This is a genomic window from Methylobacterium sp. FW102-HT35C08, from assembly GCF_058790235.1.
Map to the genome: position 1 here is coordinate 1,237,279 of NZ_JBYTCL010000002.1, position 26,917 is coordinate 1,264,195.

General features: G+C 70.6%; 25 protein-coding genes. 13 read left to right on the forward strand and 12 right to left on the reverse strand.

All coding sequences use genetic code 11. The features are described 5' to 3' along the window. Positions 1-279: 279 nt before the first annotated feature. The 9 genes from AC3WSN_RS05970 (at position 280) to AC3WSN_RS06010 (ending at position 11,120) form a co-directional block, all read left to right on the forward strand. Positions 280-1,413 (forward strand): branched-chain amino acid ABC transporter substrate-binding protein, encoded by a 1,134-nt coding sequence (locus AC3WSN_RS05970; protein ID WP_492536734.1) that lies wholly within the window; start codon positions 280-282, stop codon positions 1,411-1,413. 76 nt (positions 1,414-1,489) lie between these two features. Beyond that, the gene (locus AC3WSN_RS05975; RefSeq protein WP_492536735.1) at positions 1,490-2,380 is read left to right on the forward strand and encodes a LysR family transcriptional regulator; all 891 of its coding nucleotides are present in this window, start codon (positions 1,490-1,492) and stop codon (positions 2,378-2,380) included. Positions 2,381-2,514: 134 nt separating this feature from the next. Further along, positions 2,515-3,279, forward strand: coding sequence for an HpcH/HpaI aldolase family protein (locus AC3WSN_RS05980; protein WP_238197136.1), 765 nt, complete (start codon positions 2,515-2,517; stop codon positions 3,277-3,279). Between the two features lie 24 nt (positions 3,280-3,303). After that, complete coding sequence (locus AC3WSN_RS05985; protein ID WP_492536736.1) at positions 3,304-4,191, forward strand: 2-hydroxy-3-oxopropionate reductase; 888 nt, start codon at positions 3,304-3,306, stop codon at positions 4,189-4,191. A 56-nt stretch (positions 4,192-4,247) separates the two neighbouring features. Continuing rightward, the gene (garD, locus tag AC3WSN_RS05990; RefSeq protein WP_492536737.1) at positions 4,248-5,828 is read left to right on the forward strand and encodes a galactarate dehydratase; all 1,581 of its coding nucleotides are present in this window, start codon (positions 4,248-4,250) and stop codon (positions 5,826-5,828) included. Positions 5,829-6,434: 606 nt separating this feature from the next. Continuing rightward, the gene (locus AC3WSN_RS05995; RefSeq protein WP_492536738.1) at positions 6,435-8,111 is read left to right on the forward strand and encodes a methyl-accepting chemotaxis protein; all 1,677 of its coding nucleotides are present in this window, start codon (positions 6,435-6,437) and stop codon (positions 8,109-8,111) included. 331 nt (positions 8,112-8,442) lie between these two features. Continuing rightward, positions 8,443-9,450: a taurine ABC transporter substrate-binding protein gene (gene tauA / locus AC3WSN_RS06000; protein ID WP_492536739.1), complete on the forward strand. Its 1,008-nt coding sequence runs from the start codon at positions 8,443-8,445 to the stop codon at positions 9,448-9,450. 24 nt (positions 9,451-9,474) lie between these two features. Then, positions 9,475-10,266 (forward strand): taurine ABC transporter ATP-binding protein, encoded by a 792-nt coding sequence (locus AC3WSN_RS06005; protein WP_492536740.1) that lies wholly within the window; start codon positions 9,475-9,477, stop codon positions 10,264-10,266. Further along, positions 10,263-11,120, forward strand: a complete 858-nt coding sequence (locus tag AC3WSN_RS06010; RefSeq protein WP_192710093.1) for an ABC transporter permease subunit — start codon at positions 10,263-10,265, stop codon at positions 11,118-11,120. Before AC3WSN_RS06005 ends, AC3WSN_RS06010 begins: the two co-directional genes overlap by 4 nt. Before the next feature lie 398 nt (positions 11,121-11,518). Here AC3WSN_RS06010 and AC3WSN_RS06015 read toward each other — a convergent pair whose 3' ends face one another. The 7 genes from AC3WSN_RS06015 to AC3WSN_RS06045 form a co-directional block, all read right to left on the reverse strand. Next, positions 11,519-11,737, reverse strand: a complete 219-nt coding sequence (locus AC3WSN_RS06015) for a hypothetical protein (protein ID WP_192710094.1) — start codon at positions 11,735-11,737, stop codon at positions 11,519-11,521. Between the two features lie 344 nt (positions 11,738-12,081). Next, on the reverse strand, positions 12,082-12,336 hold the full coding sequence (locus AC3WSN_RS06020) for a hypothetical protein (protein WP_192710095.1): 255 nt from the start codon (positions 12,334-12,336) through the stop codon (positions 12,082-12,084). A 31-nt stretch (positions 12,337-12,367) separates the two neighbouring features. Beyond that, complete coding sequence (locus AC3WSN_RS06025; RefSeq protein WP_192710096.1) at positions 12,368-12,529, reverse strand: YqaE/Pmp3 family membrane protein; 162 nt, start codon at positions 12,527-12,529, stop codon at positions 12,368-12,370. A gap of 79 nt (positions 12,530-12,608) precedes the next feature. Then, complete coding sequence (locus tag AC3WSN_RS06030; protein ID WP_492536741.1) at positions 12,609-14,456, reverse strand: glycosyltransferase; 1,848 nt, start codon at positions 14,454-14,456, stop codon at positions 12,609-12,611. Between the two features lie 167 nt (positions 14,457-14,623). After that, complete coding sequence (glmS, locus tag AC3WSN_RS06035) at positions 14,624-16,450, reverse strand: glutamine--fructose-6-phosphate transaminase (isomerizing) (RefSeq protein WP_492536742.1); 1,827 nt, start codon at positions 16,448-16,450, stop codon at positions 14,624-14,626. Positions 16,451-16,860: 410 nt separating this feature from the next. Next, positions 16,861-17,037, reverse strand: a complete 177-nt coding sequence (locus tag AC3WSN_RS06040) for a hypothetical protein (protein WP_492536743.1) — start codon at positions 17,035-17,037, stop codon at positions 16,861-16,863. A 66-nt stretch (positions 17,038-17,103) separates the two neighbouring features. Next, positions 17,104-18,792 carry a hypothetical protein gene (locus tag AC3WSN_RS06045; RefSeq protein ID WP_492536744.1) on the reverse strand — a complete coding sequence of 563 codons (1,689 nt, stop codon included), beginning with the start codon at positions 18,790-18,792 and terminating at the stop codon, positions 17,104-17,106. 383 nt (positions 18,793-19,175) lie between these two features. Between AC3WSN_RS06045 and AC3WSN_RS06050 the strand changes: the two genes are divergently transcribed. The 3 genes from AC3WSN_RS06050 to AC3WSN_RS06060 all read left to right on the forward strand — a co-directional run bounded on the left by AC3WSN_RS06050 (position 19,176) and on the right by AC3WSN_RS06060 (position 20,911). Beyond that, positions 19,176-19,685, forward strand: a complete 510-nt coding sequence (locus tag AC3WSN_RS06050) for a ferritin-like domain-containing protein (RefSeq protein ID WP_192711124.1) — start codon at positions 19,176-19,178, stop codon at positions 19,683-19,685. A gap of 190 nt (positions 19,686-19,875) precedes the next feature. Further along, on the forward strand, positions 19,876-20,520 hold the full coding sequence (locus tag AC3WSN_RS06055; RefSeq protein ID WP_492536745.1) for a cysteine hydrolase family protein: 645 nt from the start codon (positions 19,876-19,878) through the stop codon (positions 20,518-20,520). A 193-nt stretch (positions 20,521-20,713) separates the two neighbouring features. Beyond that, complete coding sequence (locus AC3WSN_RS06060) at positions 20,714-20,911, forward strand: hypothetical protein (protein ID WP_091716776.1); 198 nt, start codon at positions 20,714-20,716, stop codon at positions 20,909-20,911. 83 nt (positions 20,912-20,994) lie between these two features. Here AC3WSN_RS06060 and AC3WSN_RS06065 read toward each other — a convergent pair whose 3' ends face one another. Further along, positions 20,995-21,765: an SDR family NAD(P)-dependent oxidoreductase gene (locus AC3WSN_RS06065; RefSeq protein WP_192711125.1), complete on the reverse strand. Its 771-nt coding sequence runs from the start codon at positions 21,763-21,765 to the stop codon at positions 20,995-20,997. 169 nt (positions 21,766-21,934) lie between these two features. Between AC3WSN_RS06065 and AC3WSN_RS06070 the strand changes: the two genes are divergently transcribed. After that, positions 21,935-22,564, forward strand: coding sequence for a TetR/AcrR family transcriptional regulator (locus AC3WSN_RS06070; protein WP_192711126.1), 630 nt, complete (start codon positions 21,935-21,937; stop codon positions 22,562-22,564). A 205-nt stretch (positions 22,565-22,769) separates the two neighbouring features. Here AC3WSN_RS06070 and AC3WSN_RS06075 read toward each other — a convergent pair whose 3' ends face one another. The 4 genes from AC3WSN_RS06075 to AC3WSN_RS06090 all read right to left on the reverse strand — a co-directional run bounded on the left by AC3WSN_RS06075 (position 22,770) and on the right by AC3WSN_RS06090 (position 26,891). Continuing rightward, entirely contained in the window at positions 22,770-23,114 is a 345-nt protein-coding gene (locus AC3WSN_RS06075; RefSeq protein WP_192711127.1) for a DUF1330 domain-containing protein, read from the reverse strand. A gap of 64 nt (positions 23,115-23,178) precedes the next feature. Further along, positions 23,179-23,871, reverse strand: coding sequence for an orotidine-5'-phosphate decarboxylase (pyrF, locus tag AC3WSN_RS06080; protein ID WP_492536746.1), 693 nt, complete (start codon positions 23,869-23,871; stop codon positions 23,179-23,181). 69 nt (positions 23,872-23,940) lie between these two features. Beyond that, positions 23,941-24,558 carry a uracil-DNA glycosylase family protein gene (locus AC3WSN_RS06085; protein WP_492536747.1) on the reverse strand — a complete coding sequence of 206 codons (618 nt, stop codon included), beginning with the start codon at positions 24,556-24,558 and terminating at the stop codon, positions 23,941-23,943. A 137-nt stretch (positions 24,559-24,695) separates the two neighbouring features. After that, positions 24,696-26,891, reverse strand: a complete 2,196-nt coding sequence (locus AC3WSN_RS06090) for a xanthine dehydrogenase family protein molybdopterin-binding subunit (protein ID WP_192711130.1) — start codon at positions 26,889-26,891, stop codon at positions 24,696-24,698. Positions 26,892-26,917: the final 26 nt, after the last annotated feature.

Consider the following 26,917-nt stretch of genomic DNA (forward strand, 5'->3'; position numbering starts at 1 on the left):
ACGGGACACGAACCGGAGATCAGGGTTTTGGAGTTCTATTCCGCGACCAAGATGGCGAACTCATAAATATCTTTCGACCATAAATTATTTGTATCGTCATCAAGATGCGCGCACCTTTTCAAATTACATGGGATTGCTCCGAATTTTCATGACTTGACGAATTGAAATACCCCCTGAACAATCAGGATGCCGGCTTCATTGCTGCCGAGTCGCAGGTTGGGCCGGGTCAGATCTTGCGCGACACGTCCAGCCCGTCGCGCCGAGCACCAGGGGAGACCGATGCGAAGCCTGCGCCTTGCTGCCGTCACCGGCCTTCTGATGCTCTGCGCCGCGCAGGCCGAGGAGAAGAACGGCCCGGTGAAGATCGGGATCGCCGTCGGCATCACCGGACCGTACGCGGCCTTCGGGGCGCAGATCCGGACCGGCGCCGGGCAGGCGATCGCCGACATCAATAAGGCCGGCGGGGTCGGGGGCCGGATCTTCGAGACGGTCGTCGGCGACGACGCCTCGGACCCGAAGCAGGGCGTCTCGGTGGCCAACAAGCTCGCCGGCGACGGCGTGAAGATGGTCGTGGGGGCCTTCAACTCGGGCGTGTCGATCCCGGCCTCCGACGTCTATCTCGACGCCGGCATCATCCAGGTCACCCCCGCCTCCACGAACGTGAAGTTCACCGAGCGCGGCCTGTGGAACACGTTCCGCACCTGCGGCCGCGACGACCAGCAGGGCGCGGTGGCCGGCGCCTACCTGGCCGAGCACTTCAAGGACAAGAAGATCGCCGTGATCCACGACAAGTCGCCTTACGGCAAGGGCTTGGCCGAGGAGACCCTGAAGGCCCTCAAGGCCAAGGGCGGCCGGGAGGTGCTGTTCGAGGGCATCAATCCGGGCGAGAAGGACTACTCGGCCCTCGTGTCCAAGCTGAAGTCGGCGAACGCCGACGTGGTCTATTACGGCGGCTACCACACGGAGGCCGGGCTGATCCTGCGCCAGATGCGCGACCAGGGCCTCAGGGCGATCCTGGCGGGCGGGGATGGGCTCGCCCCCAAGGAGTTCGCGCAGATCGCCGGGCCGGCGGCCGAGGGCACGCTGATGACCTTCGGGCCGGACGCACGCCGGAACCCCCATGCCCAGGCCGTGGTGGCGGCCTTCAAGGCCAAGTCCATCGATCCCGACGCCTACACGCTCTACGGCTACGCGGCCGTGCAGGTGCTGGCGAAGGCGATGGCCGAGACCGGCTCGAGCGACGGCCGGACGCTCGCGGACTGGCTGCACCGGGGTCAGCCGATCGACACCGTGATCGGCCCGATCGCCTACGACAGGAAGGGCGATATCACCCGGCCCGACTACGTCATGTACGCCTGGAGGAAGGGTCCCGACGGCAAGATCGACTACGCCGGCAACGAACTCACGCGGTGAGGTCCGTCCGGCCCGCCGGGACGCGGCGGCCGCCGAGGCTCTATGCTCCGCCGCCGCTTCGCGTCAGGGAGCCTCCATGTTCGATTTCAGCCAGCTCCGGTGTTTCGCCGCCGTGGCGGAGGAGCTGCATTTCGGCCGTGCCGCCGCCCGGCTGAACATGACGCAGCCACCCCTGTCGCGGCAGATCCAGGTTCTGGAGCGCGTCCTCGACGTGCAGTTGCTGGAACGCACCAGCCGCTCCGTCCGGCTGACGGCGGCCGGGCGCAGCTTCCTGCCCGAGGCGCAGCGCATCCTGCGGCTCGCCGAGACTGCGACCCACGTCACCCGGCAGGTGGCGGCGGGCCGCGCCGGCGTGCTCAAGCTCGGCTTCACCGCGGCCTCGGCCTACGATTTCCTGCCGCGCCTCGTCACCGCGCTCCGGCAGACGCTGCCGGACGTGACGCTCTCCCTGCGCGAGATGGTCAGCAAGGATCAGGTCGAGGAACTCCTCGCCGGCCGCATCGACGCCGCCCTGGTGCGGCCACCGGTGACGCATCCCGACCTGATCGCCGTCCGGGCGCTGGCCGAGCCGCTCGTGGTGGCGCTGCCCGCGGGCAATCCCCTGGCGCTGCGCGACCGGCTCACCCCCGGCGAGCTCGGTCTGGAACCGCTCATCGCCTACGCGCCGAACGAGGCGCGCTACTTCCACGACCTCGTCCTCGGCCTGTTCACCGAGGCCGGCATCCCGCCGCGGATCGTGCAGCAGCTCACCCAGATCCACTCGATCCTGGCCCTCGTCCGCTCGGCCCTGGGGATCGCCCTCGTGCCGGCGGCGGCCGAGCGCCTGCGCTTCGAGGATGTCGTGTTCCGACCCCTCGCGCTGCCCGCGCCGCGGCCGGTCGAGCTGGTGCTGGCCTGGCGGCGCGCGGCGGACGAGCCCCTGATCGCCCAGCTGGTCTCGGTCCTGGCGGACATGCCGTCGCCGTGAATTGCGGGCCGATCGATGCATGTGCGGCATCGATCGATCCAGACTTTGGCTTTGACTGCGCGGCCGAAGGGTGCGCCTGTTGCGGTGGACGGCGCGCAGACGCCGCGACGCGCCGGCGCTCAGGAGGATTCGCGATGGACAGCCTCACCAACCGCTTCAAGGCGGCCCTCGCCGAGGGGCGCCAGCAGATCGGCCTGTGGTGCAGCCTCGCGAGCCCCATCTCCACCGAGGTGGTCGCCGGGGCCGGGTTCGACTGGCTGCTCCTCGACATGGAGCACTCGGCCAACGACCTCCGGGACATCTACGCCCAGCTCCAGGCGATGATGGAAGGCGGCACCCACCCGATGGTGCGGGTGCCGAGCGACGACCCGATCACGATCAAGCGCATCCTCGACGCCGGCGCGCAGTCGCTGATGATCCCCAACATCGACGATGCCGAGCAGGCTGCCCGGGTGGTCGCGGCGACGCGCTACGCGCCCCGCGGCATCCGCGGCTTCTCGCAGGCGCCCCGCGCCGCCCGGTTCGGCCGGATCAAGGACTACCACACCCGCTGCGAGGCCGAGATCTTCGTGGCGGTGCAGGTCGAGTCCCGCCGCGCCCTCGACAATCTGGACGCGATCGCCGCCGTCGAGGGCGTGGACGGCGTGTTCATCGGGCCCGGCGACCTGTCGACCAGCCTCGGCTATCTCGGCCAGCAGGGTCATCCGGAGGTGGTCCGCACCATCGAGGCGGCGGTCGCCCGGATCGTCAAGGCCGGCAAGCAGGCCGGCATCCTCACGCCGAGCGAGGAGCTGGCCCGCCGCTACATCGCCGCCGGCACCCGCTTCACCGCGGTGGGCTCCGATATGGGGCTGCTCGCCCGCGGCTCCGAGGCGCTCGCCGCCCGCTTCCGTGCCTGAACGCCACAACCGGGATCGCTCCCCATGAACATCGGATTCATCGGCCTCGGCATCATGGGCGCGCCCATGGCGGGTCACCTGATTGCGGCGGGCCACAGCCTGTTCCTCAAGAGCCGGCGCAGCGTCCCGGACGCGCTGCTGGCCGCAGGCGGCACGGCCTGCGCCACCGCCGCCGAGGTCGCGAAGCGGTCCGACACGATCATCCTGATGCTGCCCGACACCCCGGACGTCGAGCAGGTGCTGTTCGGCGCCGGGGGCGTCGCCGAGGGCCTCAGCCCGGGCAAAACCGTCATCGACATGAGCTCGATCGCGCCGCTCGCCACCAAGGATTTCGCCGTCCGGGTCGCCGCGCGGGGCGGTGCCTATCTCGACGCGCCGGTCTCGGGCGGCGAGGTCGGGGCGAAGAACGCCGCGCTGTCGATCATGGTCGGCGGCGAGCCGGAGGATTTCGAGCGCGCCCGGCCGCTCTTCGAGGCGATGGGCAAGACCGTGACCCATGTCGGCCCGGTCGGGTCCGGACAGGTGGCCAAGGTCGCCAACCAGATCATCGTCGCCCTGACCATCGAGGCGGTGGCCGAGGGGCTGCTGTTCGCCTCGAGGGCCGGCGCGGATCCCGCCAAGGTGCGGCAGGCGATCACCGGCGGCCTCGCCACGTCGCGGATCCTGGAGCTGCACGGCGAGCGGATGATCAAGCGGACCTTCGACCCGGGCTTCCGCATCGGCCTGCACCAGAAGGACCTCAACCTCGCCCTGGACAATGCTCGGACGCTCGGCCTCAGCCTGCCCGCGACGGCGCTGGCCCAGCAGCTGTTCTCGGCCTGCGTGACCCAGGGCGGCGCAGCCTGGGATCATTCGGCCATGGTGAAGGCCCTGGAGGCCCTGGCGAACCACGCGGTCGGCGACGCCCCCTGAGCGCGCGCCGGACCACGACACGGACCCCGAACGGGAGCGTCACGAAGGAGCATCCGATGCAGGCCGAGATCGAAGCCCCGACCCGCCCGCGCCAGAACGGCGCGAAGGCCGGAGACGTCCCGCGCACGATCCGCCTGAGCGCGCGCGACAACGTCGCGATCGTGGTCAACGCCTTCGGGCTGCCGGCCGGCACGGTGTTCCCGGACGGGCTGGAACTCGTCGAGTTCGTGCCGCAGGGCCACAAGGTCGCGCTCACCGACATCCCGGAGGGCGGCGAGGTCCGCCGCTATGGCGAGGTGGTGGGCATCGCGACGCAACCGATCCCGCGGGGCGCCTGGGTGGAGGAATCCCGCGTCGCGACGCCGCTCGCCCCCGCCCTCGACGCCCTGGAGATGGCCACCCGCGTGCCGGCCCCTCTGCCGCCGCTCGAAGGCTACTCCTTCGAGGGCTACCGCAACCCGGACGGGTCGGTGGGCACCAAGAACATCCTGGCGATCTCGATCAGCGTGCAATGCGTCGCCGGCACCCTCGACGTGGCGATCCGGCGGATCAAGCAGGAGCTGCTGCCGCGCTATCCCAACGTTGACGACGTGGTCGGCCTGACCCACGCCTATGGCTGCGGCGTCGCCATCAACGCCCCCGAGGCGGTGGTGCCGATCCGGACGCTCCAGAGCCTCGCGCAGAACCCGAATTTCGGCGGCGAGGTCATGGTCGTCGGCCTCGGCTGCGAGAAGCTGGTCTCGGAGCGGCTCCTGCCCGACAACGGCGCGGCGGGCGACGGGGTGGTGCGGCTGCAGGACGAGCGCCACCACGGCTTCTCGGCCATGATCGACAGCATCCTGTCGATGGCGGAGGCCCGCCTGGAGGTACTGAACCGCCGGACGCGCGAGACCTGCCCGGCCTCCGAGCTGGTAGTCGGCCTGCAATGCGGCGGCAGCGACGCCTTCTCGGGCGTCACCGCCAACCCGGCGCTCGGCTTCGCGGCCGATCTGCTGGTCCGCTGCGGCGCCACCGTGATGTTCTCGGAAGTGACCGAGGTGCGCGACGCGATCCATCTCCTGACCCCCCGGGCGAAGAGCCCGGAGGTCGCCGAGGCGCTGATCCGCGAGATGGCGTGGTACGACGCCTATCTGGCCAAGGGCGAGGCCGACCGCCGGGCGAATCCCTCGCCGGGCAACAAGAAGGGCGGCCTCAACAACATCGTCGAGAAGGCCCTGGGCTCAGTGGCAAAGTCCGGCACCAGCGCCATTTCCGGCGTGCTGGCCCCTGGCGAGCGCGTGCGCGAAAAAGGCCTGATCTTCGCCGCGACCCCGGCGAGCGACTTCGTCTGCGGCACGCTGCAGCTCGCCTCGGGAATTACCCTGCAGGTCTTCTCCACCGGCCGCGGCACGCCCTACGGACTCGCCCAGGCGCCGGTGATCAAGGTCGCCACCCGGACAGAGCTGGCCGAGCGCTGGTCCGACCTGATCGACCTCGATGCCGGCCGCATCGCCACCGGCGAGGCCACGATCGAGGAGGTCGGCTGGGAGCTGTTCCACCTGATCCTGGACGTGGCGAGCGGGCGCAAGCGCCCCTGGTCGGATCAGTGGGGGCTGTTCAACGATCTGACGCTGTTCAATCCCGCGCCGATCACCTGAGCCGGTTTCTGGTCGCGGTCTTCGGACGCAGCAGCCCTGTCCGTGCTCACCCGCGCAGCGCGGTGGCCCGGGGCGCGTGAGCCCGGCGGCGAAGCCGTCGACGGGAATCGCCACGTGCGGCCCTCACCCCACCGGCGTCCCGCGCCGTCAATCCGGGGCGCCGCAGGCGTGCTCGGTCCCGAAGGGCACGCCGGAGGCGGACAATCCGGAACCACCGCGCGGCCAGCACCTGACGCGCCGGCGGGTCCGGATCCCGGGTTCCGCTGCGCGGCCCCGGGATGACGCGGCGGGATGCGGCCGCCGTCGCGCCGCTTGCCGGCAGGTCCGCACGCTATCGGCGCGACGCCAACCCCATCCCGGAAGCCCGGCGTTATCACAACCTATGTCAGTACGGCCTAAATACGCAGCATAATGCAACTCATAACGATCGAACTTCCCTATAACTACTTATTACCTTTGCCGATGTAATCCGCTCTCTACCGCCGAACTTCCCGGTGCGCGGTCCCTTATAGCCTCCACGACCCTTTCCGTGCACGCCCGCATGGCCGCCCAGCTCCGGGACCGCCATGCGCTGCCGCGCCTCCCATCGGATTTCATCGGCCCATCATGACCCTGCGCATCGGCACGCGTCTCCAGATGATCACCGCGACGGCCCTGCTCGGCATGGCGCTGCTGATCGGGCTCGCGGCCTGGGACCTGTCCCGGGTGATCGGCGACGCGCGCGCGGCGCAGACCCGCACGCTGGTCGAGGCGGCACACGGGGTGCTGGCCTATTTCGAGGGGGAGGAGCGGGCGGGGCGGATGAGCCGCGCCGCCGCCCAGGCCGGGGCCGTCGCGGAGATCCGTGGCCTGCACTACGCCGGGAACGAGTATTTCTGGATCCAGGACATGCATCCGCGCATGGTGATGCATCCGAAGGCCGAGCTGATCGGCCAGGATATCGGCGGCCTCGCGGACCCGACCGGCAAGCACCTGTTCGTCGACATGGTCGATCAGGTCCGCCGCGACGGTGCGGGCTTCGTCCCTTACATGTGGCCGAAGCCCGGCCTGGATCAGCCCGTGGCCAAGATCTCCTACGTGAAGGGCTTCGCGCCCTGGGGCTGGATCATCGGCACCGGCATCTACGCGGACGATACCGCCGCCCAGGTGCAGCCGGCGCTCCAGCGCCTGCTCGCCGGAGCCGCTCTCGCCGCGCTCCTGATCGCCGGGCTGGCGACGCTGATCGGACGCGGCGTCACCCGGCCGATCCGGGCGCTGACCGACACGATGGACGGCCTCGCCGCGGGCGATCTCGGCCGCGACGTGCCCCGCTCCGGAACCGCCGAAGAGGTCGGCCGGATGGCCGCCGCCGTCCAGGTGTTCAAGGAGAACCTGATCCGGACGCGGCAGCTGGAGGCGGAGACCGCGCAGGCGCGACTGGCCGCGGAGGAGCAGCGCAAGGCCGGGATGCGCGAGATGGCCGACCGGTTCGAGGCTGCGGTCGGCGGCATCGTCGGCCAGGTCTCGGCCTCGGCCACCGAGCTGCAGGCCACGGCGGGTGCGATGTCGGCGCTCGCCGGCCAGACCTCGGCCCAGTCCGGCACGGTCGCGGCCGCCGCGGAAGAGGCCGCCAGCAACGTCAACACGGTCGCGGCGGCGGCCGAGGAACTCGGCTCCTCCGTGCAGGAGATCGGCCGGCAGGTGCAGGGCTCGTCGGAACTTGCCCGGGTCGCGGCGGCGGAAGCCGACCAGACCGGCGCGCTGGTGCAGGAGCTGAACACCGCCGTGGCCAAGATCGGCGACGTGGTCGGGCTGATCGCCTCGATCGCCGGCCAGACCAACCTGCTGGCGCTCAACGCCACGATCGAGGCAGCCCGCGCGGGTGCGGCGGGCCGGGGCTTTGCGGTGGTGGCCTCCGAGGTGAAGGCGCTGGCCGAGCAGACCGCGCGGGCGACCGGCGAGATCTCGGGGCAGATCGCGCGCATCCAGGGGGTGACGGGTCAGGCGGTGGGGGCGATCGGGGCGATCACGGGCCGGATCCGGGAGATCAACGGGGTGGCGGCGGGCATCGCGGCGGCGGTGGAGGAGCAGGGCGCGGCCACGCAGGAGATCGTGCGTAACGTCACGCAGGCGGCGGCCGGCACCGGCGCGGTGACCGGGACCATCGCGGGCGTGGCGGGCGCGGCGGAGGAGACCGGGGCGGCGGCGAGCCAGGTTCTGGGCGCGGCCTCCGAGCTGTCGCGCCAGTCCGAGCACCTCGCCGCCGAGGTCGGGCGTTTCCTCGGCACCGTCCGCGCCGCCTGAGGCAGCCTTCGATCCGAAGCGTTTGACGGCCGGTCGGCCCCGAAACGACCGGCCGTCATCCCGGATGCTCGGATCCAGACATGCCGATGCGTCGAGACCTCGCACAGAGCAAGCACTTCCGCAGAGGCAGGGCACGGACTCGGAGTTTGTCTGCTGCGGCCAGAGCCGAAGGCATGGATCAATGCTTGCGGATATCGATCCGTCAGGAGATTGAACTTCCAACCTGATCTTGCCGGCCGCTCAGGCTCTTGCGTCGAAAGCCAAGCGTGTCCGACTTTCCCGACGGCGAGCCGACGCGATTCTTGAGTCGTCTCGCCGAGGGGCTCCGTTCATGGCTACAGCACTGCGTTCCTGCCGCCGCGTCGCGCGCGCGGCCCTGGCATTCCTGATCCTCGGCCCGCTCACGGCGGGCGGCATTCGGGCCGCCGACCGGTCGGTCACCTTCGCTCACCAGGACATGGTCATCCCGTTCCGGGCCTTGATGGCCTCGGGAGTTCTCGAGAAGGCCACCGGCTACACGGTGAACTGGCGCAAGTTCGGCGGCGGCGGCGACGTGATCCGCGCCATGGCCTCGGGCAATGTCCAGATCGGGGAGGCGGGATCGAGCCCGATCGCCGCGGCCGCCTCCCAGGGGCTCGACATCCAGCTGTTCTGGATCCTCGACGAGATCGCCGATGCCGAGCAGCTCGTGGCGCGCAGCGGCGTGGCCAGCGTGGCCGACCTGCGCGGCAAGACGATCGCGGTGCCCTTCGTGTCGACGTCGCACTACCAGCTGATCGCCGCGCTGGCGGAGGCCGGGCTTACCCAGGCCGACGTCCGGATCCTGAACATGCGCCCGCCCGAGATCGCCGCCGCCTGGGAGCGGGGCGACATCGACGCCACCTTCATCTGGGATCCCGTGCTGGCCCGGGTAAAGAAATCCGGCACCGTGGTGGTCTCGGCGGGCGACCTCGCCCGCAGGGGCAAGGCCACCTTCGACGGCTTGGTCGTCGACCGGGCCTGGGCGGCCCAGAACCGGGATTTCCTGGTCACCCTGGTGAAGCTGATTGCCGCCCAGGACGCCGCCTACGCCGCCAAACCCTGGGCCGCCGACGCGCCGGAGGTGGCGGCCATCGCCCGGATCACCGGCTCGGCGCCAGCGGAGGTGCCGGCGAGCCTCGCGGCCTACCGTTTCCCGACCCTGGAGGCCCAGGCCTCCCCGGCGTGGCTCAGCGGCGGCGCCACCAAGGCCCTGACAGAGACCGCGGAATTCCTGAAGGCTCAAGGCCGCGTCCAGGCGCTCGCGCCGGATTACGGTCGGCACGTCACCGGGGAGTACGTGGACGCGGCCCGGAAATAGCCCGCCTCCGGACCGGAGTGGCTCATGATCGAGATCCGCAACCTCAGCGTCCGCTACGGGGCAGGGCCTTCCGCGGTCGACGCCCTCGCGCAGATCGACCTGACGATCCGGCCGGGGGAATTCGTGGTTGCGCTCGGCGCGTCGGGCTGCGGCAAGACCACGCTGCTCTCGGCCATCGCGGGATTCCTCGAACCCACGCAGGGCCGGATCCTCCTCGACGGCGTGCCGATCCGGGGGCCGGGGGCCGACCGGGGCGTGGTGTTCCAGCGCCACGCCCTGATGCCCTGGCTGGACGTCGCCGAGAACGTGGCGTTCGGACCTAGGATGCGGGGCGCTCCCCGGGCGGAGCGGCGCCGTATCGCCCGGGCGATGCTCGACCTCGTGGGCCTGCCCGACTGCGCCGACCGGAAGGTCTACGAACTCTCCGGGGGCATGCAGCAGCGGGTCGGCCTCGCCCGGGCGCTCGCCAGCGACCCGCGCGTCCTGCTGATGGACGAGCCCCTCGGGGCGCTCGACGCCTTCACCCGCGAGCAGGTCCAGGAGCTGATCCTCCAGATCTGGCACCGGACCGGCAAGATGGCCTTCTTCATCACGCACGACGTCGAGGAGGCGGTGTTCCTCGCGACCCGGCTGGTGATCATGAGCCCGCGTCCCGGCCGCATCGTCGAGACGCTGGAGCTGCCCTTCTCGCGCGCGGTGGTGGGCGGCCGCGACACCCGGGCCGTGAAGTCGGATCCCGCCTTCATCGCCATGCGCGAGCGCGTGCTCGGGCGCATCCACCGCCGCGCCGACGCGCCGCCCGGAGAGGGCCGATGACCGGGCGGCCCCCGGACGCGACGGCCCCGGCGGATCCGGCGCGACGCCGCGATAGTGCGTGGCTCCGCGGCGGAGCGTGGCTCCGGGGCACGGCGCTGGTTCCGGTGGTCAGCCTCGTCACAACGCTGGCGGTCCTCGGCCTCTGGGTGATCGCCACGCGAGCCGGCTGGGTCAAGCCGCTGTTCCTGCCGGCGCCGGAGGCGATCCTGTCGGCCTTCGGCCAGGCCTGGACCGGCGCGATCGACGGTGCGCCGCTCGGCCTCCACGTCCGGGACAGCCTCCTGCGCGTCGTCGGCGCCTTCGGGCTCGCCGCCCTGCTGGGGATCCCCGCCGGGCTCGCCATGGGCACGAGCCGGATCGCGCGCGGCCTTCTCGACCCGCTGATCGAGTTCTATCGGCCGCTGCCGCCGCTGGCCTACCTCCCGCTCATGATCATCTGGTTCGGGATCGGCGAGCTGTCCAAGGTGCTGCTGATCTTCCTCGCCTGCTTCGCGCCGGTCGCCCTGTCCACCCGGGCCGGCGTGCTCTCCGCCTCCCGCGACCAGATCCATGCGGCGCGCGCCCTCGGGGCGAGCCGCGCGCAGGTCTTGCGCCACGTGGTGATCCCCGCGGCGATGCCGGAGATCCTGATCGGCCTGCGGATCGGCATGGGCGTGGGCTGGACCACCCTGGTCGCCGCCGAGATGGTGGCGGCCCAGGCCGGCCTCGGTCAGCTCGTCCTCAACGCCTCCAACTTTTTGCGCACCGATGTGGTGGTGATGGGCATCCTGGTGATCGGCCTGTTCGCGACCCTGTTCGAACTCGGCCTGCGCTGGCTCGAGCGCGTGCTGGTGCCCTGGAAGGGACAATCCTAGACCCGCGTGAGGCCTCGGCACTCCGTCGACGCACGACACCCCGCCGACTGGACGTCGTCGTTCGTCGGACGTGCCCTGACCCGGCAGGCTGGTCCGCGCCGGGAAAGCTCCGGGTTCTCCGAGCCCGCCAAAAGGTCTGACCCGCCAAGAAGTCCGACCCAAGAGGTCTGACCCAAGAGGTGAGAGCCTCTCACGCAACGCGCCGCGCGGTCGAGGCCGGTGCGGGAGCTCCGGTTGGGCGGGCAGGCTCGTCGCGCACTCTCGGGTGCCCGCCACAGCATACTGCTGGCTGAGGCGAGGAGGATCCTTTCGCACCTCCAGGGTTCAAACCTGCCTGGGGCTGCGACCGTACGGCCCGGCGCCGCCGGCCCGGCCGCACGGGGCCGGGCTTCACGCACTCACCGGTAGACCGTGCAGCTGTCGACGTCGCCGGTCGGCAGGAACTCGCAATTGGTGACCGGCGGGATGAGTCCGTCATCCGAGACACTCGGGACCGCGGCCTCGCTGGTCGGCGGCACGGTCAGCATGACGGTGCCGAAAGCCAGGGCGGCGGCGGCGAACGCGAGCGCGAACAGGGCAAGGTTGCGCCGGAGCGCAGGGATCAAGGCAGAGTCCATCTTCGTCCTCCCACGGGGCGCAGGCGCTGCGCCGAGGGGAAAGCTAGATCCGGTTGCGGGTGACCGCGCCCCCCGAATGCAGGAGGCGCGCGCCGATTTCTGGCCGGCGGCGGGCCGCCGTCGGTGCGCGGCCTCCTATGGGCTCCTTCGTCGTGTCGCCGTTCCCGGTGATCTCGACCCGAAGCGCGGCCCGGTCCTTCGCACGCCAACATTCGGTGACGTGACTGCGCCGCGCGCAAGGTTGTTGATCGGCGACGCCGTCCCCAGGATCGCCGGTCCGACACAGGGAGCGGGGCAGACCGGGTGGCAGTCAGAAGAGAACCGCGCTCGTCCGGACGGTGCCGCTACCGCTGCGGCGTCGGCGCCGGAGGCTGGGGCGAAGACCCGGGCTGGCCGGGGGCCTGCGGAATCGTGTTCTCGGGTGGCGGCGGCGGCTTCTGCCCCGGAGCGGGCGCGGCCTGATCGTTCTGCAGGGTCTGGTTCGCCTGCGTCTGGATCGAGTCGGAGGTCTGCTGGCTGATCAGGCCGTAAGAGACGGCCGCCGCGAGGGCGACGGCGATGACCGCCCCGATGATCGCCTTGGTGAGCTTGGGCGGCATCTCTCCGTCCTCGTGCGGCGCTGGAAGCGCGTCAGGCGGCTTCCCTGCGGGTGACGATAAGTGCCCAGATCGTCGCCGGGATCCATCCGATGATCGTCAGGTGAAGAAGAATGCAGAGGATGCCCTGGAACACCTTCCCGCGCAGGAACATGGCAAGCCATGGCGCCAGGAAGCAGATGAGGATCATGATCATGGTTGGAACGGCTCCTTGCCGGGGGTGACATAGGCGCCAGGCCGGTGTGCGGTAGCCCTCCGGGTGCAGTCGGACTGGATCAGCACCGCGCATGGTCCCAGTCGGCCGCACGGCCTCCCGGATCACGCGCGAGGCCGCTCAACTGGTCGACCATGCAGGTCAGCCACGCGACCGGCGCGGCGTCCCACGGGAACGTCCTGCCGTGCTCGACCCCCGCGATCCGCTCGGCGAAGGCACCGATGTCGGAACAGAGAACCGGCAGGTTCAGCCGCAAGGCGGCGGTCAATGTGTAGGACCAGGTTTCCGGGCACTGGGCGGGGTACCACACGAGATCGGGCGCCTCGTCGACGAGGATGCTCTCGAGGTCCCGATCCGCGTAGCGGCCGGTCACCCGTACATTGGGTCCGAGTTCGCGAACGTCATCACAATACCCGATGATCACGAACGTCAGGTCAAGACCTCTCCGGCGCGCCAGATCGAAGACGGCCCGCGCGACGTCGATCCCCTTGTGCGTCTGGAGATAGCCGAGCAGCGCGACCGTCATCGGTCGTCCGGGCCGGGCCCGCACCCGCGGCGTGCGGGCCCGGATGTCCTTCAGGAGGGTGTCACGTTCATGGGGGATCACCGAGATCTCAAGCTCGGGATAGATCGTCCTGATGCGCCGGCGGACATCGTGTGCGGGCGCGATCACCTGTCGGGCCCTTTCGAACAGCCAACGCTGCGATCTCTGCCACGACCGGACCGTAAGCGGGCCCGGAACGATCGCGGCGCGCTCCAGCTCCGCATGGTGAAGTTCCAGGTCGTCCCCGACGAAACGGCTATCCGGGCCTAACAGATGCGGCTGCGGCGAGACGAGGTAGTAATCGTGCAGATAGAGGTCGATCGGGATATCCAGTCCCTCGATCAAGGATTCGAGATCCTTGAAGCCGTGGGTATGATGGATTTCCGCCGCACACAGATTGATATCTTTGATGATGTCATGCAGCCGGCCTGTCTCAACAGCCGGGATGAACAGATCGAGCGTCTGAGCGACCGTCCGGTATTGCAGGACGAAACCGCCTGGGGCAGCGGCCAAGGCCAGCACGTCGCGATCCTCCACCAAGACCGCGATCCGCTCGTCGATGAAGCGGCGCACGCCACCGCCGAGGGCATGCCCGATGACCAGAATTGCGGACCTGTCCGCCCCCTCCGAGGTCCGCATCCGATCGAGCCTCTGCGTCTGCGTCTCGGTTGCGGCCGCCGCCAAGTCCGCGAACGACGTTCCGGGCCTCCGGGCGACGAGCTGGGCGATCCGTCTGCCGGCATCGCCGGTGATCCCCTCGGCGTCGGCGAGCGCCTGCAGGGATGCCGGCGCGATTCCTTCCGCCGGATGCCGCCCCTCCGCCTCTCCCCACATCTCGAAATGGTAGAGCGGGTCACAACCCGCCGCCACGACATCGGGATAGGCGGACCTGTAATACCCATCGTCGTAGAACGCGTTGGGTCTCAGGCCACAGTATCGGCCGACATGAAGGAAATGGCCCAGCACCGTCTGCGGGCTTTTCTGAGCGCCAAACGACCCGTGCTTCCTGTACCAGACACTGTCGAACACGCTGCTCGGATTCAGGTTCAAGCCTGAACCGGTCACGATGTAATGCATTAGCGGATTGTCGCCTGCGCGCAGGGCCGCGGCCTGGCGCCGGTAATAGGCGACATCGAACAACGGATTCGGCCGGCAATCGCGCGCGGCTCCCGTTTCGAGAAAGTGCTCGAGCGGTTCCGCATCCGGCCCGAGCATCGCCCGGTAGGCCGTTCCGTACCAGGACCGATCGAAGAGGCCGGATGCCTCGATGATCGCACGATCCATGCCTGCCATCCGCGCGCAGCCCTGCGTCATCGCCCATACCGGTACGGCCGCGCCGCCAGCCTGCCCATTCCCGTCGAGCACCGTTCTTCTTCAGTATACAACCGCCGGGCTGGCGACATCCGAATCGCCCCGCACGTCTTCGGCATCGGCCCGACATCCACCGCCCGCGTAAACGGCATGGAACACGCGTGCGGTCGCCACGTTCAGGCCGATCTGGATTGCGACCGGGCCGCCGATGATCCGCGGTGTCACTCCACGGTGACGGATTTGGCGAGGTTTCTGGGCTGGTCGACGTCTTTGCCCATGATCACGGCGGTGTGGTAGGCCAGCAGCTGGATCGGCACCGCGTACACGATCGGCGCCACGCTCGGCTCCAGCGCCGGCATCGTCACCGTCGCCAGCGTCTCCAGACCGTGCTCGGCCGCGCCCTTGGCATCGCCGATCAGCACGATCCGCCCGCCGCGCGCGGCCACCTCCTGCATGTTCGACACCGTCTTCTCGAACACCCCGTCATGCGGCGCGATCACGATCACCGGCACGCTCGCGTCGATCAGCGCGATCGGACCGTGCTTCAGCTCGCCCGCCGCGTAGCCCTCCGCGTGGATGTAGCTGATCTCCTTCAGCTTCAGCGCACCCTCCAGCGCCATCGGGTAGCTCGTGCCCCGGCCGAGATACAGAACGTCCCGCGCCTGCGCGACCTCGCGCGCCACAGCCTCGATCGCCCCCTCCCGGGTCAGCGCCTCCGCCATCAGACCCGGCACCCGGATCAGCGCCTCCACCAGCCGCGCCTCGCCCGACGCGTCCAGCGTGCCCCGCGCCCGCCCCGCCGCGATCGCCAGGCACAACAGAACCGTCAGCTGGCACGAGAACGCCTTCGTCGACGCCACCCCGATCTCCGGACCCGCCAGCGTCGGCATCACCACCGACGATTCCCGCGCGATCGTCGAGCTCGGCACGTTGACCACGCTCAAGGTGTGCTGGCCCTGGCTCCTGGCGTAGCGCAGCGAGGCCAGCGTGTCGGCGGTCTCGCCCGATTGCGAGATCACCAGCGTCAGCCCGTCCCGCTCCAGCGGCGCCTCGCGGTAGCGCGCCTCGGAGGCCACGTCGATCTCCACCGGCAGCCGCGCCAGCTGCTCGAACCAGTAGCGCGCCACCAGGCCGGCATAGTACGCCGTGCCGCAGGCGGTGATGTACACCCGGCTGAGCCGGGCGAAGTCGAACGGCAGCGCCTCGGGCAGCACCACCCGGCTGTTGGCCAGGTCGACGTAGTGGGCCAGCGTCCGGCCGACCACCTCGGGCTGCTCGTGGATCTCCTTGGCCATGAAGTGGCGATAGGCGCCCTTGTCGATCCGGTAGGCCTGGGTGGCGATCGTCTGGCGCGGGCGCTGGACGACCGCCCCGGACGCATCGCGGATCTCGGCGCCGTCGCGGGCGAGGATCGCCCAGTCGCCCTCGTCGAGATAGGTGATCGCGTCGGTGAAGGGGGCCAGCGCCAGGGCGTCGGAGCCGAGATACATCGCGCCCGCGCCGAAGCCGATCGCCAGCGGCGCGCCGTGGCGGGCGCCGATCAGCAGGTTGTCCTCACCGGCGAACAGGAAGGCGAGCGCGAAGGCGCCGCGCAGCCGCGGCAGGGCGGCTTCGACCGCCGCCACCGGCCCGAGGCCCCGGTCGATGGCGCGGCTGACCAGCTGGGCGACGACCTCGGTGTCGGTCTCGGTCTCGAACACGACGCCGTCGGCCTCGAGTTCCTGCTTCAACGCGCGGAAGTTCTCGATGATGCCGTTGTGCACGACCGCGAGGTTGTGGGTGGCGTGGGGATGGGCGTTGGTCTCGTTGGGCCGGCCGTGGGTGGCCCAGCGGGTGTGGCCGATGCCGATCGTGCCGGTGAGCGGCTCCTGCGCGAGCCTGGCCTCGAGGTTGGCGAGCTTGCCGGCGGCGCGGCGGCGCGCCAGCCGGCCGTGCTCGAGGGTGGCCAAGCCGGCGGAGTCGTAGCCGCGGTATTCGAGCCGGCGCAGAGCCTCGATCACCTGCCCCGCCACCGCGTCGCGCCCGACGATGCCGACGATGCCGCACATGGATGTGTCTCTCGCTCTCGCGCCCGGAGCGCCGCGCGGGCTCTCGCGCACCTTCTACCGGATCCACGCCGACAAGGGCCAGCCCCGGACCAAGCCGGGCGGCCGACCCCGCCGGCAGGGGCGCCGGCGAGAGCCGTTCCCGATGACGTCGAGGCGGTCGACCATAGCCTACGGGCCGTCGCGTCAAGGTGGGTCATCCCACCCTGGCCCTCATCCTGAGGTGCGGCCGCACCGCGGCCGCCTCGAAGGAGCCCTCCAGCCAGCCGCACGATCCCTGGAGCCCCCTTCGAAGCCCGCTGCCGCGGGCACCTCAGGATGAGGGTGAGGGCAAGGATGGACAGAGGCTCCTTGTCGCGGCTCGCCAGAGCGCCCCACGCCCGGAGCGTGGCGCACCACGGACGGTCGCGGCCCTAGAGGTCGCGGATCTTCTTCTCGATGCGCTCGGCCTCGGCCTCGTCGATCTCCAACGGCTCGCCCGTGTCGTTCGGCAGGCCGCCGCCCGTCTGCGCGATGGTCTCGTCCCGCGGACGGTAGCTCTGCCCGTCGGAGATCGGCGGCTCCTTCGACAACTTGCGGTCCTTGTCCATCGGCGTCTCCTGCTGCTGTGTCCCGCCGGGATAACACGGCAGGGGCGCTCCGGGATGCGGCGGGGCTCAGAACGGGTAGTAGCGCAGCGAGGTCAGGCCGGTGACGAGGTGGTTGGAAGGGGCGATTCCGTAGGTGCCCCGGAAGGCGTCGCGCTCGGTGTAGGAGACCTGCGCGCCCGCCACGAGGCGCCCGAAGCTGCCCTTGTAGAGGTCGTGCCAGAAGCCGCCGGTGATCTGGCGGATGTCGCGGGTCTCCGCCTGGCAGGTCCCGCTTGCCGCGCCCTCGACGTCGCAGCCTGTCACCACCAAGGTCGGCGAGCCGTAGCCCGTGGCGTTGAGGGCGCCGGCCCGGGAGGCATGCTCCCAGCCGGCATAGACAAACACGTCGGTGCCGGGCTGGACATGGGCGACCGCTCCGGCGAGCAGCTGGAAGGCCGGGATCGGCGCGATCGACCCGTCGGCCTTCAGGGCGAAGTCCGGCAGCTGCGCCGAGCCGTAGCGGCCGATGCCCTGGCCGACGAGGCCGCTGACCTGGAGGTCGAGGCGCTTGTCGATCACCGGCAGGGTCGCGGCGCCGCCGATCCCGTAGCCCAGCGCGGTGTCGGTGCGGCCGGGGAGGCGGGTCACGGCGTTGAGATTCGTGGCGCTCAGCCGGTCGTCGAAGAAGCGCACGAGGCCCTTCAGCTCGAAATGCCCGAAGCCCGGCTCGAGGGCGACCTTGCCGATGATGTCGGGGACGCTGTTGTTCGAGTAGGTGGTCGTGGTGTTGAGCTGGCCGACCGGGTCGCCGGCATTGCTGAGGTTGATGTTGCCCGGGGCCGCGAACGGGCTCGGCGGCAGCACGCTCTGGGGCGATTCCGCGGACAGGCCGACCCACAGGCCCGGCGCAACGTCCTTGACCACGCGCAGCTGCGGGTTCCGGGTCCAGTTGAAGCCCGGGACGTACTGCACGTCGATGGTGAGCGGGATCTGCTCCTTGAGCGGCGTGATGCCGGACAGGTCGGTGGTGATCAGGCTCCAGGCCTGGCCGGCGAGCACGTGCCAGCCGGTATCGAGCGAATCGACCGTGGCGAAGATCTGCCGGATGCGCGGGTTGTAGCTGTTGCTCTCGCGCGAGTTGGCGTTGGTGGCCGCCCCGAGGAAGTCGATCTCGTAATAGCCCGAGATCTGGAGCGTCGGCTCGACCTTCGCGGTGAACAGCCCGCTCAAGCGGCTCTGCCGGGCGGAGAAGCGGAACTCGTTCTCGCGCGAGCGGGGGTCGTTGCGGAACGGGATGCCGTTGAAATCCGTGCCGACGTCCGAGACGACGTTGGGATTGCGGGCGATGCCCGCCAGCTCGACGAAGCCGCCGGGCGTGAAGCAGACCGCCGGCCCGAGCGCGTAGCTGCCGGCGTTGCAGATGAGGTCGTTGGCGAGGATCACCGGCGTGTGCGCGCTCGGCCCCGGCCGGGGCCCTCCGGGACCGCCGACCTGCGCCACGCGCTGCTGGTGCTCGGTCTTGGCGGCGAGGCGGGCCTGCTCGCGCGACAGCACCCGGCGCTCCCTTGCCTCCCCGGCAAGCGCCGCCTTCTGCGTCCCGGCCTGCCGGCGCAGGGCGGCGAGTTCCTGCTGCATGGCCTGCATCTGGCGCTGCATCGCATCCATCCGGGCCGCCATCTCGGCGACGCTCTGCGCCCGCGCTGGACCGGCAGCGGCGAGGCTGGCTGCGACACCGACGGCGGTGACGAGGGTACGGGGCGGATTCAGGCGCGACATGCTCGTCACCCCGGACGGTTGGCGATGCTCAGACTTGGGCGGATGCACTCCCAGGGTTGTGGGATGTGGCATACGACGCTCGCATGACGATGCTGCGCGCGGTACCCCGGCCACACGGGGAAACGCGCGCGGACATGCGGGTGCCGTCCGGCTGTGGCCGAGCCGCCACGCTCGCGCGGTCCTTGTCAGCACATGGATTAAGTTCTGGGTTCGCCCGGAGCCGATCTGGTCCGGCGTTCCCCCGCAGTTCCGGTCACCGCGCAACCTGCGGCAGACGGCACGCGGGCCACGCCTGCGACGTTCCGGCCGGAACTTGGCCGTACGGCCTCTGCGTTCCCCGGTTGAATGGGCCATCGAGCCCGCAACCCGAAAGAGGTGATCCCATGGCCATGGACGCGCGCGAGATCTACGTCACGGCCCTGAAGAATACCCATGCCCTCGAGATGCAGGCGCTGCAGATCATGGAGCGGCAGGTCGAGCGCCTGGAGCGCTATCCGGAGATGGAGCAGGCCCTGCGCCGCCACATCGAGGAGACGCACGGTCAGCGCCAGCGGCTGGAGGAGGCGCTTCAGAGCCTGGGCGACAGCCCCTCGGCCCTCAAGGAGGGCTTCCTGGGCTTCGTCGGCAACATGATGGCGCTGGGCCACACCCCGGCCCAGGACGAGATCCTGAAGAACACCTACGCCAACCACGCCTTCGAGAACTTCGAGATCGCGGCCTACGAGTCGCTGCTCACCATCGGCGATGCCGCCGGCCAGCAGGGCCACCGGACGGCCTTCCAGCAGTCGCTGAAGGAGGAGCAGACCATGGCGGAGGCGGTGCGCAACCTGATCCGCCCGACCACGGAGCGCTACCTGTCGCTGACCACCGCCGGCGCGAAGGCCGACCGCTAGGCGCACCCCGACCGCTCCCGATCCGACAGGTCGGGAGCGGCCCCGATCGATTCCCTGCGAGCGGCGCGCCCTGGCGCGCCGTCTTCGTTTGGCGCGACCTGCTGTTGGCACGGTTTGGCGGCACCGCCCGCGCCGCGTGGTCCTCCATTCTGCCGCAGGAACAACCCCCGCCCTGCCTGATTGCGCGGTCATGGAACCTGGAAGCGCTCGATCGACGGACCGACACGAACAGGGGGACGGCTCCCCCAGCAAGCCTCTGGGGGACGGGTGCGTCCATCTCTGCGTGGACATGCAGCGGATGTTCGCCGAACCCACCGATTGGCAGACCACGTGGATGCCCCGCGTCCTGCCGCATGTCCGCCGCATCGCCGAGGCGCACCCGGAGCGGACCATCTTCACCCGCTTCATCCCGGCGGCCCGGCCGGGGGAGGGCCGTGGGACCTGGGCAACCTATTCGGAGCGCTGGGCCGACATGACCCGGGAGCGGCTTGCCCCGGAGATGATCGACCTCGTCCCGGGACTCGCCCGGCTGGTCCCGCCCGCGGAAGTCGTCGACAAGACCGTCTACTCGCCCTGGCTCGAGACCGGCCTCGACGCCCGCCTGCAGGCCCGGGGCGTCGACACGCTGATCGTCACCGGCGCCGAGACCGATGTCTGCGTGCTCGCCGCGGTGCTCGGCGGCGTCGATCTCGGCTACCGGATCGTACTGGCCACCGACGGCCTGTGCAGTTCCTGCGACGAGGCGCACGACGCGCTGCTGCTGATGTACCGGATGCGCTACGGCCATCAGGTCGAGACGATGACGACCGCCGAGATCCTCGACCGCTGGCGGTGATCGGGCGACGCCCAGTCGAGCATTCGCGCCGCAATGGCCAAGCTCAGGCCAGATCAGGCTTGGCCGTTCCCGCCGCTGCGCGGATCACCGACACTCCATCCCGATCGGTCGGCGCGCGAAAAACAGTCGCGCCGTGCGAACCGGGGAGCACCGGAACCGTTATGTCTCCAAACACGGATCCGGAGGACAGGTTATGGCCAAGCACGAGATCCTCGGCTACTTCGAGCACCGCCGCGACGGGGCCTGGATCTGCGTCCGGCCCTTCACCCTGACGACGCGGGATGCCAGCATCGACATCCGCCAGGGCATGCGCTTCGATTACGGCAAGCGGATCGGCGGCGTCGACCTCGCCGAATACCTCGAGCGGCTGGGTTCGCAGTTCGGGTCCTGAGGACGAGCGGCACCGCCGCCGCCCGCATCCGAACCGAGACGATCCCGAACGGCGCCGGACGCGAGTCCGGCGCCGTTCGCCGTTCAGGCGCCGCCCCACTGCATCGTCAGGCCGCCATCGACCACCAGGGTGTGGCCAGTCACGTAATCGGCCGCGTCCGAGGCCAGGTACAGGATCGCCCGGGCGATCTCCTCGGGCTGGCCGGCCCGGTGCCACGGGATCCGCTCCAGCGACTGCTCGAGCACCTCGGGCTTCTCGAAGCGGTCGGCGGTCATCGGCGTCTCGATCAGCCCCGGGGCGACGGCGTTGACGTTGATCCGGTCCGGGGCGAGTTCCCGCGACAGGGAGCGGCACAGCGAGCCGAGGCCCGCCTTCGACATGCCGTAGGGCGCGCTCTCCGGTGTCGGCAGGTGCTGGGCCACCGACGAGACGAACACGATCTTGCCGGTGCCGCCCTGCGCCTTGCGCATCTTGATGAAGGGCCGGGCGGTGAACAGCGGCCCCATGAGGTTCACCCGCAGGATCCGCTCCAGCAGGGCGTCGTCCATCTCGGCGACCGGCACGCCGCTCATCGCCTGCCCGGCATTGGCCACGAGGATGTCGAGGGTGCCGAACTCGCTGCCGATCCGGTCGAAGGCCGCCGTGACGGCGGCCGGATCGCCGACATCGAGCTGGAGCACCAGCGCCCGGCGGCCCGCGGCCTCGACCCGCGCGGCGGTCTCGCGGATGCCCGCCTCATCGGTGTGGTAGGTGATCGCCACGTCGGCACCCGCCCGGGCGAACAGCTCCGCCGTAGCCTGTCCGATGCCGGAATCGGCCCCGGTGATCAGAACGCGGGTGTCGGTGAAGGTCATCGCTCATCCCTTGCAGGCGCACCGCATTCGCGGCCGGATGCCGGGGCAATCGGTGCCGTCCGGGCCGGTTCCGAGCGCGCGCACCGGCCGCAGGTGGAACCGTCAGCGCGGAACGCGATCCGCGCTGACGTCTTTGACGCTCTGGGTCGGCATGGCCTAGTGAGTATGCATGTCCCTGGATGATACGACCCACCTGATCGCGGAGGAGTGCGCGCCCGACACGCGGAGCCGCATCCTGGCGACGGCGGACGCGTATTTTCGGGAGATCGGCTACCAGAAGACGACCGTGGCCGACATCGCCCGGACGCTGAAGATGAGCCCGGCCAACGTCTACCGCTTCTTCGACTCGAAGAAGGCGATCAACGAGGCGGTGCTGGAGCGCCTGATCGGCGAGAGCGAGGCGGTGGTCTCGGGGATCGCGGACCGGCCGGGCCTCGACGCGACCGCGCGCCTCGTGGCGGCGATCAAGGCCCTGCACGACGATTGCACCCGGCGCTGCGAGGCGTGTCCCCGCCTGCACGAGATGATCGAGGCGGCGATGGCGGAGAGCTGGGAGGTCTGCCGCCACCACGTGGCCCGGATCACCGCCGGGTTCGAGCGGATCATCCGCGACGGTGTGGCGCGGGGTGAGTTCGAGGCCGCGGATCCGGCCGAGGCGGCGGCCTGCATCCACGCCGCCATCGCCCGCTACACCCACCCGCTGCTGGTGGGCAGCTCCACCCTACAGCCGGTACCGCCGGTCGAGGCCATGACGGCGTTCCTGCTGCGGAGCCTGGCGCCAGACCGGACGCGGGCATAGGGCGATCGAGGAGGCTGGCGGCCGAGACAGGCAGGGCCGTCATTCCGGGACTGCGCAGCAGGGCCCGGAGTCCAGAGCCGAGCCGGGTGCCCGGCTCGGCATAGTCGGCGGTTCTGGGTTCCGGGCTCGCCTTCGGCGCCCCGGAACGACGGAGGTGAAGTGGCCCTCCTGAGTCATGTCGCTCCGCACGTTATGACGGAGCGGCCTACTCGGAGGCCGGGCCCGCGTCCGGCGCCGGCTCCGAGGCGCTGGGCTGCGGGCCGTCATAGCCCTCGATCACCAGGATCTCGGCCTCGACGCCGCCGCGCTGCTTCGCCTTGGCGGCCTGGTAGAGGTCGGAGTTCCAGCAGGCGAGGGCGTCGGCGTAGCTCGGGAACTCGATCACCACGTTGCGGGAGCGGGCCGGGCCCATCACCGCCTCGTGAGCGCCGCCGCGCACGAGGAAGCGCCCGCCGAACTTGGCGAAGGCCGCGCCGTTGGCCGCGACGTACTCCTTGTAGGCCTCCGCGTCGCGGACATCGACCCGCGCGATCCAGTAGCCCTTCGTCATGCTGCGTCTCCTGCTTTGACGAGCGAAGTGGATCCGGGCGCCGCGAAGGCAATCCCAGTTCCGGTCAGGCCATCTCGGAGACGATCGCCTGCGCCACCGCGCGGGGGTCGGCGGCGCCGGTGATCGGGCGGCCGACCACCACGTGGTCGATCCCGGCCCGGCGGGCATCGCCCGGCGTCATAACCCGCTTCTGGTCGCCGGCCTCGGCGCCCGCCGGGCGAATCCCCGGGGTGACGATCAGCCGGTCCGGACCGACGACGCGCCGGACCGAGCTCGCCTCGGCCGCCGAGCAGACGAGGCCGTCGATGCCGATCTCGGCGGCCTGGGCGGCGCGCTTGGCGACGAGCTCCGCCACCGGCAGGCCGTAGCCGGCCTCCGCGGCGTCGGCATCGTCGTAGGAGGTGAGCACCGTCACGGCGAGGATCTTCAGCCCCGCGCCTCGGCCGCGGACCGCCGCCCGCATGGTCTGCGGGTAGGCGTGGACGGTGAGGAAGGTGGCGCCGGAGCCCGAGGCCGAGCGCACGCCCTCCTCGACGGTGTTGCCGATGTCGTGGAGCTTCAGGTCGAGGAAGACCTTGAGGCCGCGTCCCGCCAGCCGCTCGGCCAGGGCGAGGCCGCCCGCGTAGCCGAGCTGGTAGCCGATCTTGTAGAAGGTCGCGGCGTCGCCGATCCGGTCGATCAGCGCCTCGGCCGCCTGCACGCTCGGCAGGTCGAGGGCCACGATCAGGCGGTCGCGGGGGTCGGCAATCTCGGTCATCGGCGCGTCCTTCGGGGTCGCCGCAGCGATTCCGCGGAACGCCTGCGAGGTCAATGCCGGCACGGCCACTCACCCCGCCAACACCCGCGCCACCTCGGCGCGCAGCACCGGCAGCAGCTCCGCCTCGAACCAGGGCTCGCGCTTCAGCCAGCCGTTGTTGCGCCAGGACGGGTGCGGCAGGGGCAGGACCCGGGGGCGGCGCGGCTCGGCCAGGATCTCGCGCCAGCGCCGCACCGTGCCGGTGAGGCCGCCCTCCATCTTTCCCAGATGCCAGGCTTGCGCGTACTGGCCGATCACCAGGATCAGCGCGAGATCGGGCAGGCCGGCGAACAGCTCCGCCCGCCAGCGCTCGGCGCATTCCCGGCGCGGCGGCCGGTCGCCGCCCTTGGCGTCGAGGCCGGGGAAGCACGACCCCATCGGCACGATGGCCACCCGGGCGGCGTCGTAGAACTGCGCCGCGTCGAGGCCGAGCCACGACCGCAGCCGCACGCCCGACGGGTCGGTGAAGGGCTGACCGGTGCGGTGAGCGCGGGTGCCGGGGGCCTGGCTGGCGATGCACAGGCGGGCCGTGGCCGAGCCCTGCACGATCGGCCGGGGCTCCTGGGGCAGGGGCGGGCCGTAGAGCGGGGTGTCCCGGCAGAGGCGGCAGGCGCGCAGGCGCGCGGCGGTGTCGTCGAAGGCGGGCATGGCCCGGAGATGGCGTCTTGGGGCGCAAAAAAGAAACGGCGCGGTGTCGCGCCGCGCCGTCGTCAGTCGGGTCTCTTGCCTTGGGGGGAAGGCCCCTCCGTCCTACGCCAATGCGCGCGATCGGAAGGTGCGATTCCTCACGCGCCCTTCACACCCGAGAGGTCGAGGGGCAGGGAGCGCAGGCGCCTGCCGGTGGCGGCGAAGACCGCGTTGGCGATCGACGGACCCAGCACCGGCACGCCCGGCTCGCCGATCCCGGTGGGCGCCACCTGGCTCGGCACGATGTGCACCTCCACCTTCGGCATCTCGCTCATCCGGGTCGGCTCATAGGCGTCGAAATTGTGCTCCTGCACTTGGCCGTCCTTGAGGGTGATGCGGTTGCGCAGCACCGCCGACAGGGCGAAGCCGACCGCGCCCTCGACCTGCGCCCGGATCACGTCTGGGTTGACCGGAACGCCGACATCCACCGCCGCCACGATCCGGTTCACGCGGATCGCCGCATCCTGCGCGGTCACGTCGGCCACCATCGCGACGTAGGAGCCGAAGGATTCGTGGACAGCCACCCCGAGGCCGCGGCCCGGATCCTGCGGCTTGGCGCTCCAGCCGGCCTTCTCGGCGGCGAGCTTGAGCACGCCGGAGAGCCGCGGCGCCTGGGTCAGGAGGGAGAGCCGGTAGGCCACCGGATCGACATTGGCGGCATGGGCCAATTCGTCGATCATCACCTCCATCACGTGGGCCGTGTGGGTGTGGCCGACCGAGCGCCACCACAGGACCGGCACACCCTCGCGGCCGTTATGGACGCCGAACCGATAGGAAGGCAGCGCATAGGGCGTGTCGGAGGCGCCCTCCACGGTGGTCGAGTCGATGCCGTTCTTGACGATCATGGCCTCGAAGGGCGAGCCGATCATGATCGACTTGCCGACCATGACGTGGTCCCAGCCGACCACCGCGCCCTTGCCGTCAATGCCGGCCCGGACCTTGTGCAGCACGGTCGGACGGTAATAGCCGCCGGCCATGTCGTCCTCGCGAGTCCAGACGAGGTGGATCGGCGCCTTCTCGCCGGACGCCTTGAAGACGGCGGCCGCTTCCGCGAGGTAGTCGGCGGTGGGGGTCGCCCGGCGGCCGAAGGAGCCGCCGGCCCAGTTGCTGTGCAGCCGGACCCGGTCGGGCGTCACGCCGAGGACCGCCGCCATGGTCGCCTGCTCGACGGTCTGGAACTGGAAGCCGGCGTAGACGTCGTAGCCGCCGTCGGAAGCCCGCTCGATCGTGGCGTTGAGCGGCTCCATCGCCGCGTGGGCGAGGTAGGGGAAGGTGAACTCGGCCTCGATGACCTTGGCGGCGCCCTTCAGAGCCGCCTGCGGGTCGCCGCGCTCGGACGCCGTCAGGCCGGGGCCCTTGGCCCGCTCCCGGTACTCGGCGAGGATCGTTTCCGACGAGCGGGTCTCGGCGGTGCTGTCGTCCCAGGCGACCGTGAGCGCCTCGCGGCCCTTCATGGCCGACCACGTGTCGCGGGCGATCACCGCCACGCCGGTCGGCACCTGCACCACGTCGAGCACGCCCGCGACCTTGCGGGCGGCGGCGGCGTCAAAGCTCTTCACGGTGGCGCCGAAGCGCGGCGCGCGGGCGACCACGGCGGTGACCTGGTTCGGGCGGCGGATGTCGAGGGAATAGACGGCCGTGCCGTTGGTCTTGGCCACGGAATCGAGGCGCGGAATCGTCTGGCCGATCAGCCGCCACTCGCTCGGATCCTTGAGCCGCGGCTCGGAAGGCACCGGCAGCGAGGCCGCCGAGGCCGCGAGTTCCCCGAAGCGGGCCTGCCGGCCGGATGGCGCGTGGCGCACGAGATTGTCGGAGACGGTAATCTCCGAGACCGGCACCTTCCAGCGGAAGGCGGCCTCGGCCATCAGCATCTCGCGGGCGGCCGCACCCGCCTTGCGCAGCTGGAACCAGGAATTGGCCACCGCGGTCGAGCCGCCGGTCCCCTGGATCGGGCCCATCAGGCTGTTGTTGTAGAGCGTCGCGTCGGCGGGCGCGAACTCGGTGCGGACCTTCGCCCAGTCGGCACCGAGCTCGTCGGCCAGGATCGTGGCGAGCCCGGTGGTGTTCCCCTGGCCCATGTCGAGGTGCTTGATCACCACCGTGACGGTGTCGTCGGCGCCGATGCGCACGAAGGCGTTGGGCTGCGCCTTCACGTCGGCGAGGTTCGGGCCGGCGGCGGCGCGGGCGGATTTCGGGTCGAGCCGGAACGCGACCACGAGGGCGCCGGCGCCCGCGAGCAGGCCGCGGCGGCTGGGGCGGACGGGCAGGGGATTCGGTCGACGGGCGTTCAGCATGGCGGCGAGGCTCCGGTCGGGACCGC